Below are 13037 nucleotides of genomic sequence, written 5' to 3' on the forward strand. Positions count from 1 at the left end.
GTTATAGCAATTGCTTTAAGTAAGAAGTAGAGATGAGGAATAAAGATTGCATAACAATGCAACATTCAAATAAATTAGCCGTTTATTTAGGAGTTTCTCTTGCAAATATTGCGAACGTTTTAAATCCAAAGAAAGTTGTCATCGGTGACGGAGTTTCTAAAGCTGGGGGTATTCTATTAGACCCTGTAAGGGAACAATTTAATCGTTTTGTATTTCTACATGTGTCAGAAGAGAATACGATTGATTTTTTATCTACATGAATTAAGAGATAAACAAGCAGCCAAGCGCCTTTGAAGAAAGCCTTGGCTACTTGCTATTCTATATTCTTCAACCGCATCAATGGATAAAATTTACCCTAAAATGAGGTTGAATTCATGCATAAGTTGTTTGGAGCAGCTCTTAATCCTAAATTTTACAGAATATTATCATTTTATATTTCTATTGCATTATTTCTGCACCAATACCGTTTACATAATAGACAGATTGTAAACGCTTCATTATTATAAATATAAAAACAATTTTTTCGACCTGTATTTTTCTTTTGATTTTAGTCTATTTAGTTGCGCAAGAAAAGGTTATAAAAGGATTATCAGCAGGTTACAGTTTAAACTGTTTTAAAAATGTGTTTGCTGAAAATTTCCCGCGTCCTAGCAAGAGATTCATAACCACCTTCGTTATAAAGAACAGGAATAGGTCGAGACAGATTAGTGATGAATATGAAGCAAGGAAGAGGCTTTCTTCCCTTGGTATCTTTCCATGACTAATCGGACAGTCATCACTCGATTTAGCGAGGAGGCATCCTGTATCGTATGCTCATGTGCTTTCAATGTCTCTACTGTTCAACCATGAGAATTCGTAATACAAAATCGTTTCATAATTATTCCGCTTCTTCTTTTCCGTCTACTCTCAGTATAGATAGGAACGCAGGTGTGTAAACAAGGTGAAATCTTTAGTTGGATTTATATAAAGGCGGCATTAAAGGAGGGGAATCTGTGAGATTAGTTATTTATCTATTCGTTTTAATACTAATTGTAAGCGGTTGCGATAAGGATAATTCCTTGCATGAAATTGTATATGTCAATGAACATAAAGAATCTCGGATTAAACAAATAAGACACGATGTTCAAACTAAACCTTACACAATCGCACTTGTTCCGAGGTTAACAGGTGATTCTTACTATGATGCCGCCGAAGAAGGAGCCAAAGAAGCTGCTGAAAAATTGGGCGTTAATCTCATATTTAGAGGTTCGCCAGTTGCTGATTATAATGAGCAAATAAAAGTCATCAAAAATTTGATTACAAAAAAAGTGGACGCGATTGCGGTTGCGGCGAACGATCCGTTTAAGCTGCTGCCCGTATTAAATGAAGCTCGTGAACAAGGCATCAAGGTCATTACATGGGATTCAGATACGGATCCGACAGGAAGGGATTTATTTGTTAATACGGTGGATCCGCAAACCTTGGGAATTCATTTAATGGATGATCTTGCGGCGCGTTTGAACGAAAAAGGGGAATTTGCAATTATTACAAACAATTTATCCACAGCAAATACAAACGAATGGATTAAGTGGATGAAGATACAGCAGACAGAATACTATCCCGACATGAAATTGGTGAGGATTATGCCTAGTAATGACAGCTATGAAAATGCTTATCAAGATGCCAAATATCTTCTGGAAAATTACCCGGATTTATCGGCAATTGTTGGTGTTAGTCCGGAGGCACTTCCTGCCGTGGCACAGGCTATTACAGAAGCGAGGAAAAGTGATGTGGACCTTTCAGGATTAGCATTGCCCAATTTAATGAGGAATTATATTAATGATGGGGTTGCACAAAACATTATACTTTGGAGTCCCCAAAAGCTGGGCTACCTAACGGTTACATTAGCTAAAAATTTACTAGATGGGCAATTCCCCGTTGATCAGCAGGACATCCCTGATGTAGGAAATATACGGGTAAAAGATAATGTAGTGATTATGGGGGAGACAATCATGTTTACAAAGGAAAATATAGATCAATATGACTTCTAAGATAATAATAAATCAATGGTGGAGATTAAAAAACTATCGGTTGAGAACGAGATTAATCATTACCTATATTTTATTAACGTTAGTACCCATGACGATATTGCTGTACATTTCTTATCATCAATATATGAAATCAATCGAGGAACGAGTAGGAGAGTATATTCCGAAGGTTTTGGATCAGGCAAATAGCAATATTGATAAACAAATGTCTGAATTGGAAAATTTACCAGAGCTTTTGTATAACTCAAGCCAGGTATTATCAATATTGAGAAAAGATTCCTATTTATACCAATCCAACTTACACAATGATCGTTTTTTAGTGAACAGCTACCTTTCTAGAACGTATTTGACCGATAAGAGTCCAATATTAGGTATTTTTGTGTGGTCTAAAGACCGCCTTTTTTCGAGCACAAAGGTTTCCTATTCAGGTTTCCATAAAGCACCGAATTTTCGAGAAGCAGAATCTATTGTTTTACAGAATGAAACGGATCTTGCTTTTCAGGGGAAACCACCTTTTTTCTTGATGAGCAAGCAGATACAAGATTTTGAAAATCGAAAAAATATCGGTACGATATCGCTTGCCGTACAATTATCATTTATTGGAGACATCTTGATGGAAATTAAAGATCAGAATAAAGCTGAAATGTGGGTCATGAATCAGCAGGGCAGAGTAATCTATCATACTAACCATGAACAAATAGGTACAGTTGAAGACATCAATCAGTATCCTATTACGAATGGAAGTTTTACATCATATAAGAATGGTGAGAGACAGCTGGTAAGTGTAAGCAAATCTGAGAAAATGAATTGGACCATTGTTCATCGTATTCCAGTTAAATACTTAACTGTAAAGGCAGAATTGGTTAAGGATGTCACGATTTTGTTTTTTGCGATTATTGGCTTGGCAACGGTTATTATTTCAATTTTCATGGCTTGGGATGTAAGTCGTCCAATCCATAATCTAAGCAATTTAATGAAAAATGTGGAAAAGGGAGATTTTGAAGTTGATCTTAAAGTAGACTCAAGGGATGAAATCGGAATATTAGCTCAAAGCTTTAATTCGATGGTTTCCAAAATTAGAGAGCTTATTCAACAAAACTACCATATTGAATTGCGCCAAAAACAAGCGGAATTATATGCACTGCAATCACAAATCAATCCTCATTTTATGTACAATACGTTGGAAACGATAAGTATGGCTGTCGAAGAGGGTGAGGATGATACTGTCGTCGAAATGGTCGCTTTACTGGGCGGAATGATGCGGTTTTCGTTAAGTAATAAAAATCGTATTGTTGCGTTCAATAAGGAAGTTGAACATATTGAAAATTATTTGACCATTCAAAAATACCGTTTTGATGAACGTTTGGATTTTCATATTCAGTCAGATATAAATCTGCATCACTACTACTCACCGAAGTTCATTTTGCAGCCTATTATAGAGAATTGCATCAAGCATGGTTTGGAAACCCGAAGAAGAAAGCTTACAATCGGTATTTATATTAAAAAAATCCAGGGAACTGAAGATATTATCGTAAGTGTTCAAGATGACGGGACTGGAATCAATAAGGAAACGCTTGAAGAGATTAATAGTTTGTTAAAGTCTGACCCTATTGCGAGACGAGATTCGGGCTTCGGATTAATTAATGTGCATGCCAGAATTTTGATGTTGTTTGGTGAAGAATACGGACTAACTGTCGAAAGCAGGGTTAAAAATGGGACGGTTGTTATGATTCGGATTCCTGTTATCGAAGGAGCTGAACAGATAAGAAAATACGAAAGAAAAGAGGATCCTTTCTATGGATAAAATAAGAACTATCATTGTGGACGATGAGGCAAGAATGCGTAGAGGAATTGAACGTATCGTACGAAGTTACGGGGAAAACTGGGATATTGTAGGGACATTTTCCAATGGTATTGAGGTCATAGAGTTTCTAGAAGAAAATGAGACTTGGGTTGACTTGTTGATTACCGATGTGAAAATGCCCGAAATGGATGGTCTTACGCTTATGAAGGAAATCAAAAGCCTGAATCCAGACAATGATTTTTCTTCTATTATCGTGAGTGGGTACGATGATTTTCAATTTTTACAGACAGCTATTCGAGAGGGAGCGTTTGATTATATTTTAAAGCCGATCAAACGTTCAGATTTTTTTGAGGTTTTACAAAAATTAGAAAACGATATCGATGAAAAAAGACGTAAAAGCCTGAAATGGAGAGATTTAATCAAGCAAGCGGATAAGCTTGCATTGACGAAACAAACGCAGCTTTTAAGCGAAGCCGTTTCATCTGAGCCAGAAGACATTGCTACCATGTATTGGACCAAGGATTTCCCTGACGGCCTATACCAAGCTTTATTCGTTAGTGTAGACGAATTTCCTTCTAGGACAAGTGAATATTCTAATGAAGACTGGGGAGCTTTTGCCTACGCGACTGAAAATATCATAGATGAAGTTATAATGGAATATAAAAATTCAAAACATCAACAGTTAGGATGGTGGTGGAGGGAGGGAGGACTTCATTTTTGGGTGCTGCTTTTTAGTTCGAGTAAAGAAAATAATGATTTTTTTGTGACAGGAGATACTTTCTCCAGAAAACTTAAATCCTGCCTAAATAAATATACACCTTTCAGCTTTTCAGTTGCTCAAAGTAATCCGTTTGAAGATTTGTGTATAATGCCTGAAATGAAAAAGCAATTACATTCTTTGATTCGGATGAGAATGATTTATGGTGGGAATCAAGTTTATTCACCGCGCTTAATTAACGAACTGAAAGACACTGAAGAGAATAATTGGTTTGCTGCTAATAACATGAAGGGGTTCGCAAGTAAACTTACAAGTATGCTTGGACGGTCGGACACTTCTAAGATAGAAAAGGAATTGAGCGATCTATTTAAAAAAATCAAAAAGTGGCGCTCACCTATGGAGATTCAATATGCATTAGAGTATTTAATGATTTATATGTTCAAAGTAAATCTAGAAGATACAGAATCAGGAATAGTCCTTAGTGATTTGGGTTATATATTACAAGAAATTAAAGTGGAGTCTAATATAAATGAATTAGAAAACCTAGTAAAACAAACCTTTATTCAAGTTCACAAAAAACAATTAGCTTTCCAACAGGATCCTACACTTACTCCAATCATGAAGACGAAAAAATGGATTAATGAAAACCTAAGCCAAAAGATTACACTTCAAGACATATCAGATTATGTCTATATGAATCCAAATTATTTTTGTCAATATTTTAAGAAACAGACGGGCAAAACTGTATTTGATTATATTACTGATCTCCGTTTGGAAACAGCTAAAGAATTGCTTCAAGAACAGGATTTAAAAGTGGCTGAAATCGCTCGGCTAATAGGATATCAAGATACTAAGTATTTTAGCCGTTTGTTTAAGCAAAAGTGGGGAAGTCTACCTTCTGAATTCAAGAAAAAATATAAAACTATGCTATAAAGAGCTGCATTTTAACGTGAACATACGCCAACACTAGAAACAATCACAAATAAAATCATAAGAACTGCTTAATTAACTTTGTTGATAACATATAGAACCGGATTATTAACTCCAATGACAACCCCCTGTATTTTTAATGGGGAGTGTAAATAATTACGTTTATTCTTAATTTATTTTATTCTACTCATCGCCACAAGACTACAATATTCGGATAAGGGAGAAAATCCTCAGGTTATCAGTTTATGGGCGGAAACCTGTATTTTTCCTAATTAATTCATAGGCAATTTTAAGGAATAAATATAAGGGAGTAAAAAGTAATGAAATTATCAAGGATCAGTACAGTATCAATATTAGTGTTAGCTTTAATATTAGTATCGGCATGTGAAAGCACTGAAAATAGAGATGCGGTCTATTCAAAGCATAAAGGAAGCAACAAAAATGTGAATAATAGCCACTCTGATATAAATTCTGAAGTATCCATTGACTATGGTTTGTTCTGTGGAGATGTTTGTCAAGAATCTTTGACGTTACAAGCCCCTAGAGACTCTATTGAAGGTAAGGTTGGGCTTATTGTATCTGGTTTTTTTCCATATGGTCTAGGGACAAGGAGAATGGCAGAAGAAGTGGCGGAAAAGTATTTTCCTAAAATGGATCTTATAATAGATAACGGAGATAGTGACCCTGATATCCAATCTTCTATTGTAGATGATTTTGTTTCCAAAAAAGTAGATGTTATTGTAATTGATTTAGTTGAAAAAGAAGCAGTAAATCCTGCTTTAGAGCGCGCTAAGGCTGCAGGGATTCCGATTATTACTATCGATAGATGGACACCGTTGCAAGGATTAACTCTCATCAAGGCTGATGATGTTGAAGTTGGTAGAAAAGCAGGGCAATATATAGTGAATTCGCTAGAAGGGAAAGGCAATGTCATTGAAATGAAAGGTACAGCAGCCTCCACCACAACTATTGATAGAAACAAAGGAATTTTAGAAGCTTTTAAAGGTTATAATGATATACAAATCATAGAAAGTATAAATGCTGATTTCTCGACAGATAAAGCTCAGCGGATGATGGAAGGCATTTTACAGCGTTTCCCTGAAGGGCAAATTGATGCTCTAGTCTCTCATGCTGACGTTATGACTATGGGTGCAATAAAAGCAATTGAAGCTGCAGGTAGAGAAAATGAAATAGTAGTAGTAAGTGTAGATGGGCAAAAATCAGCTTTAGGAGCAATTGAAGCGGGTACAATCGATGCTACAGTTGCTTATCCTATCGTAATGCCGATGGGAATTCTTGCCGCGGCTAAAACTTTAGCCGGGGAAACTATGCCTGAATTTATTGAGTTAGAAGCCCCGTTAATTACTAAAGAAAATGTTGCGTTCTATAAAGGTAAAACGGGTTACTAAAACGAAGAATTCAACCTAATAATTATTTGATTTTTTGCGAAAGGGATACCTCATCTTAGGGTGAGGTATCCCTTTTTGCGCTTAGCAGCTTATCAAACTTACGGGTGAAAGTCCCGAACTGGATACCATCTTCGCAGAAAAACTTAAAGAAGTTCAAGGATAAATTCAGAGATATAACAAAGCGAAACCAAACGGTCAATATTGAAAAATTGATTAAAGAAAAAATTAGTCCTTATATTCATGCATGAGCATTACTTTGGACCCGGACATATAAAAAAGTTTGTTTGTGGGTTCAATGGATACCTTGAGGACTAAGGATCATCCAAATAATAAGTTGGAGGAAAATAAGAAAGTTTACACAGGGAATTGTGAAAGAGAAATTGGAAAGATGAATCTCCCAAATTACGTATTTGCTTCTGGAGAATTTTCCTAACCTAACCTGTATATTTCGCAATGCGTAATAAATGGTTTAAAGAACTAGGTCATATATTTCTTGGAGATATTTAAAATGAATATCATCTTCAGCGGGATAATCATGAAGGAGCCGTGTGCGGTGACCCGCAAGAACGTCTCTGTGAGTGGCGCACAAATTATTTTATGCGCTTACTTTTTAATTTTTCCCACTTATCTAACTTATCTGAATATTACCCAACCTATCTAAATATCGTCTCCTTGTGAGGGCTTTTGAGATGGGATATATTATGACTACAGAGGAGGTGCTAATAACTCAATAATAGACAAGAAAAGGGAAAAACATCAAAAAATAGAACAAATCTTGTTTATTTGAGAAATAAAGGGGGTGACTTGAGGGAAGAAAATCGAACAACCAGAATTGCTGCTTTCTACTTTTGGGTATAAAGGATAATTCCAAAAGTAAATATTTGCATCATGGTGTTGGGACAAAAAAATCCATGTTTAGATAGGAGTGAAAATAACAGATGGTAGTTGAAGACGATCAAGTCCTTATTTCTTTGACTGGAATAACTAAGGAATTCCCTGGTGTTAAGGCACTCGAAGGTGTTTCGCTTGAAGTACGAAAAGGAGAAGTTCTAGCGCTGATAGGAGAAAATGGTGCAGGTAAGTCAACTCTAATTAAGATTCTCTCAGGATTATATCAAAAGAGCAGCGGAGAGATTCGAGTAAAGGGAAAAGTTGTTGACATAAAAGATACCAAACAAGCTCAGGAACTTGGCATTAGTACAATTTTTCAGGAGCCTACACTTGCACCCGATTTAACTGCAGTGCAGAATCTATATCTCGGTCGTGAAATCGTTAAGCCAGTACTGGGACGTGGAGTTCAATCGATGGATGAAGATGCCATGTACGAGGAGACTGAGAAGTTATACCGAAAATTCTTCCCTACTGTAGAGGATCTTCATGTGCCAGTTAAAGAACTTGGTGCATTGAAAAACCGTGTAATTGAGATCGTTAAAGCAGTTTCCATTCAAGCTTCAGTAGTAATTATGGATGAGCCAACAGCACAGCTTGCTGAACATGAAAGAGAAGTTTTATTTGATTTTATTCGAAATTTGAAGGAGCAGGGTGTCTCAATAATATATGTATCTCATCATCTGCGTGAGTTGTTCCTGCTGGCTGATCGTATGTGTGTAATGCGAGATGGAAAAAACGTAGCTACAGTGAATAAGAGTGATACTAATATTGATGAGATTGTTTCAATGATGGTTGGTCGCGAGGTGTCCAATTATATCGTTAAAAAGGAAGTGCCAGTCGGAGAGGAAGTTTTGCGAGTTACCAATTTAAATCGTCAAGGTATTTTGAAGGATATTAATTTTAACCTTCGCAAGGGGGAAATTGTGGGCATAGCTGGACTTGCTGGATCTGGACGAACGGAGACTGTACGGGCTGTGGTAGGTGCGGATTCAATTACTTCAGGTAATGTGGAAGTGGAAGGAAAGTCATACGCAATACGATCCCCAAAGGATGCCATTCAAGCTGGTATTGGCCTGCTTCCGGAGAATCGGAAAATGCATGGTGCGTTAATCGACCTGTCGGTTGGCCATAACATCACTATGGCAGCCTTGGATCGAATCTTAGCAAATAAGATTGTGCTTAAGAAAAAGAAAGAAGCGGAAATAGCTGAAGACTATGTTCGACGTTTAGGCATTAAAACGCCTTCAGTGAATCAAAAGGTGAGGTTTTTGAGTGGAGGGAACCAGCAAAAAGTTATTCTAGCAAAATGGCTTTTTACACAGCCAAAGGTTTTAATCTTTGATGAACCGACCCAAGGTATTGATGTTGGTGCTAAAGTTGAAGTTTACAACCTCATAGCAGAATTCGTGCAAAATGGAGGAGGAGTTCTCTTGGTTTCCTCGGAACTACCCGAGTTGATGGGGCTATGCGACCGCATCTATGTCATGCACAAGGGGCAATTTGTTCAAGAGTTTTCACGTGAGGAAGCTACAGAAGAGAATATTATGATGTACGCTTCGGGAGGTCATACATGATGAATTCCAAAGAAATGACTATTTCCAAGAAATCGCTATCTATTTTTAAACTGGAAGGTATCGGAGTACTATTGATTCTTTTACTAATGTTGATCTTTTTATCTATCACATCCCCGACCTTCCTTACAGGTGAGAATATTTCAAACCTGCTCTTGCAATCGGTATTTGTTATGATTGTTGCTTTCGGAACAATGTTCGTTCTATCTATGGGAGGTATCGATCTCTCAGTGGGATCCGTTCTGGGTCTTTGTGGGGGGATCACGGGATGGTTGATGATGCACGGTACAAACGCATTTATTGCTATTTTGGCCGGATTAGTCTTGGGTGCCTTAGTCGGCACATTTAACGGTTTTATCATCACGAGACTCCGCATATCTCCATTTTTGGCAACCTTCGCTATGCTCTATATAGCACGCGGACTATTATTTCTGTTAACGTCTAATGAGCCCATTAGAAATTTAGCCTCACCTGGATTTAAGTTTCTGGCCCAGGGAAGTTTATTGGGAATACCGATGGCAGTTTTGATAACGGTTGTAGTTTTTATTATCTGTCACTGTGTATTTCATTCTACCGGCTTTGGGCGCAAAGTTATAGCCGTAGGATCTAACAGAGAAGCATCACATCTATCGGGGATCCACACTGAGAGTATCAAAATTCGAGTATATGCACTATCGGGATTACTTGCTGCGGTTGCCGGCATCTTGTTAACTTCACGTCTTACTTCCGTGCAGCCGTTAATGGGTACTTCCTATGAATTGGATGCAATCGCTGCTGCTGTTATTGGGGGAACCAGTATGTTTGGAGGAAAAGGGAACGTAGTTGGTGTAGCTGGAGGGGCCATTATATTAGCGCTTGTATCAAATGGATTGGATCTTTTAGCCGTCAACCAGTTCTATCGATTAATCATAACCGGCTTGATTATCGTGACAGCGGTAGGAGCAGAACGTTTTACGGCTGCCAAAACGAATTAATCCGAGTTATCACATAAATTAAATGCACTTAATAAAGGAGGGTACGAAATTGGCAAACAATAGTCAAGAACCTATCATCCATTCTCAGCCCAGCATATCTCCAATTGCTCATAGGAAATTGAAAATGGATCGACAAATCATCGGGCTTATTGCTTTCTTAGCGATCATCATTATCGTCATGTCATTTGCCTCTGATCGATTTTTAAGCTACATCAATCTAACGAATGTGCTGCAGCAATCCGCATTCGTCATGATATTGGCGTTTGGTATGACCTATGTTCTATCTACTAGTGGTATTGATTTATCAGTTGGATCGATCGTCGGCATTTCTGGCGGTATGACAGCTTGGTTACTGTTTAATGACGTAAACATCGTCTTAGCGATTATAGGCGGTTTATTGCTAGGTCTAATAATAGGTATCGTGAATGGAATCGTTATTACCAAATTAAGAGTTTCACCATTTATTGCGACACTATCCATGATGGTTATTGTCAGAGGTATTCTCTATGTTTGGACTGAGGCGATACCATTCAGAAATTATATGAAAAGTGGTTTCGAATTTCTGGGACAAGGGCGAATCTTGAATGTGCAGTTTCCTATCATACTTGCGTTAATCCTATTCATTGCTCTTCTATTTGTCTATCGGAAGATGCGGTTTGGCCGTCACGTGCTTGCACTTGGAAGTAGTGAGGAAGCGGTAAGGGTATCTGGTATTAAAGTAGATTTATTACGGATTAAGGTTTATGCCTTATCTGGATTAATCGCTGCCATTGTAGGTATTATCCTTGCTTCCCGTCTGGCCACTGTTCACCCGGAAATGGGAAAGAACTACGAGTTAACAGCCATCGCTGCTGCAATCATCGGAGGTACAAGTTTGACAGGCGGTAAAGGAAGTCTAATTGGAACGGTATTCGGGGCTACTATTTTATCTCTAATCAATAATTCTTTGAATCTATTAAATGTAGATCCATATTGGGAAACGATGGTTATTGGTGCCATTATTCTTGTAGCTGTAACAATTAATACATTGGGTGGAAAAGGAGAAAAAAGTTCTTAAACCTAAAGGAAATTATAAAAATGCTTGATTTAAAGGAGGTGAATAGTGTCTATTCTTAGTCATGAAATAATAGTGAATACTCTACAAATAATGCTTTAGAAAATTTAGGGGAGGTTCAAGCACATGTCATTTAGAAAAATGTCAATGAAACTGTTAATCATCTTAGTCCTCATTGCATCTCTGATTATGTCAGGTTGTAAAAGTAAAAATGAGACCGCTTCCTCATCGGGTACTGCTTCTAGCGGTACTGCTTATCAATGGGGCGATGGGAATTTTGAGAAGTTTGTGAGGGAACAAGCAAAAGGAAAAACACTCAAAATTGGATTTACTCCTCCAGCAGCTTCAGAATTTTACGATATTATACAGCATGGGGCCAACACCATGATGAATGAATTGAGTGATCGATTCGGTGTGAAAATTGAATTTGAGATGTCTGCACCAAGTGAGCATCAATCCGTGGAATCTCAAGTTGCAACCATTGAAAACTGGACTTCTAAAGGTTTTGATGCGATTTTAGTTAGCTCTTCTGGTGATTTTGACTCCATGAATGCTGTCTATGAGAAAGCCATGAAACAGGGAACATCCATCTTTATGTTCAATATGCCAGCAGAGATGTGGGATGAAAAAGATCTAAAAGCGACATCGGTTATCAGCTATAACAATCATTATCAGGCTGGCTATTTAGTAGGACAGTATGCTGCAAAAAAACTTAAAGGAAAAGGAAAAATCCTACTGGTTTGGGGGTTGCCAGGTCACTGGTCCACCTCACGTAAAGCTGGCTTTCTCGAGGCTATAAAGGAGTATCCTGATATGAAAGTTGTGGGTGAACAGCGTGGGGATTATGTTCGTGACAAGGGTATGCAGGCTGCAGAGAATTTAATCCAGGCTCATCCTGATGTCGATCTCATCTATGGGGAAAATGAAGAAATGGCGCTTGGTGCGGTACAGGCTGTCGAAGCACGCGGGTTGAAGTTCTGGGATGGCAAAAAGGGCATTATGGTTATCGGTGCCGACGGTCTTCAATCAGGTTTTGATTCTATCCGCGAAGGAAAGTTGACTGCTACTGTCAATGTCGGTCCTGTTGATATGGGACGTGAGTTTATTAAATCGGTTTTCATGACTAAAATATTAGGATATAGTATCGATAAAATTCAGAATGTTCCGACTGTTGTTGTGGATAAAACAAATGTAGATGCCGTTGAAGCCTACACAACGTGGGCACTTAAATCAGAATTTAAATAAAACAGTGGTCTCTTAATAACGAAAGAATCACTGATTAATTAAAAAAATATTGAGAGGGGAATAGACAAAATGATTTCAGAAAAAGCGTTAAAATGGCTGCCTGACAGGTTTGAAAAGTTAATCCGTTATGGAGAATTCCAGGGACCTGGTGAAACCATCACGAATGAAGAGTACAAAGCCCGCGTTGAAATTGCGAAACAAAAGATAGTCGATGAAGGTCTGGATGCCTTAATCGTATTCGGAGATTGTTACCGCATGTCCAATATCCGCTGGCTGGTCAATTACCGTACCATTGACGGGGTTTATCCTCAACCAATGTTAATATACTTGGTGCCTGACCGTGACCCAGTTTTCTTCCTTCCAAGCAGCGAAATTCCTTCTGCACACGGCAGTTCAGCCATGAGTGTCTTGGGT

Annotated in this window: 10 protein-coding genes; all 10 read left to right on the top strand. The window is 37.9% G+C overall.

Annotation, left to right across the window (positions count from 1 at the left end; genetic code table 11):
- Positions 1 to 32 precede the first annotated feature (32 nt).
- Positions 33 to 260, top strand: a complete 228-nt coding sequence (locus tag AAHB12_RS20375; RefSeq protein ID WP_342046787.1) for an ROK family protein — start codon at positions 33 to 35, stop codon at positions 258 to 260.
- Between the two features lie 732 nt (positions 261 to 992).
- The gene (locus AAHB12_RS20380; protein ID WP_342046789.1) at positions 993 to 2030 is read left to right on the top strand and encodes an autoinducer 2 ABC transporter substrate-binding protein; all 1038 of its coding nucleotides are present in this window, start codon (positions 993 to 995) and stop codon (positions 2028 to 2030) included.
- Positions 2020 to 3831, top strand: a complete 1812-nt coding sequence (locus tag AAHB12_RS20385) for a cache domain-containing sensor histidine kinase (RefSeq protein WP_342046790.1) — start codon at positions 2020 to 2022, stop codon at positions 3829 to 3831. Before AAHB12_RS20380 ends, AAHB12_RS20385 begins: the two co-directional genes overlap by 11 nt.
- The gene (locus AAHB12_RS20390; RefSeq protein ID WP_342046791.1) at positions 3824 to 5482 is read left to right on the top strand and encodes a response regulator transcription factor; all 1659 of its coding nucleotides are present in this window, start codon (positions 3824 to 3826) and stop codon (positions 5480 to 5482) included. Before AAHB12_RS20385 ends, AAHB12_RS20390 begins: the two co-directional genes overlap by 8 nt.
- Before the next feature lie 317 nt (positions 5483 to 5799).
- Positions 5800 to 6888 (top strand): substrate-binding domain-containing protein, encoded by a 1089-nt coding sequence (locus AAHB12_RS20395; RefSeq protein ID WP_342046792.1) that lies wholly within the window; start codon positions 5800 to 5802, stop codon positions 6886 to 6888.
- Positions 6889 to 7826: 938 nt separating this feature from the next.
- Positions 7827 to 9353, top strand: a complete 1527-nt coding sequence (locus tag AAHB12_RS20400) for a sugar ABC transporter ATP-binding protein (RefSeq protein WP_342046794.1) — start codon at positions 7827 to 7829, stop codon at positions 9351 to 9353.
- Positions 9350 to 10324 carry an ABC transporter permease gene (locus AAHB12_RS20405; RefSeq protein ID WP_342046796.1) on the top strand — a complete coding sequence of 325 codons (975 nt, stop codon included), beginning with the start codon at positions 9350 to 9352 and terminating at the stop codon, positions 10322 to 10324. Before AAHB12_RS20400 ends, AAHB12_RS20405 begins: the two co-directional genes overlap by 4 nt.
- Before the next feature lie 49 nt (positions 10325 to 10373).
- Complete coding sequence (locus tag AAHB12_RS20410) at positions 10374 to 11381, top strand: ABC transporter permease (RefSeq protein ID WP_342046798.1); 1008 nt, start codon at positions 10374 to 10376, stop codon at positions 11379 to 11381.
- Positions 11382 to 11504: 123 nt separating this feature from the next.
- Positions 11505 to 12623: a sugar ABC transporter substrate-binding protein gene (locus AAHB12_RS20415; protein ID WP_342046800.1), complete on the top strand. Its 1119-nt coding sequence runs from the start codon at positions 11505 to 11507 to the stop codon at positions 12621 to 12623.
- 69 nt (positions 12624 to 12692) lie between these two features.
- On the top strand, positions 12693 to 13037 hold a 345-nt coding region (locus AAHB12_RS20420), incomplete at its 3' end, for a hypothetical protein (protein WP_342046802.1).

The organism is Bacillus sp. OTU530 (genome assembly GCF_038440375.1).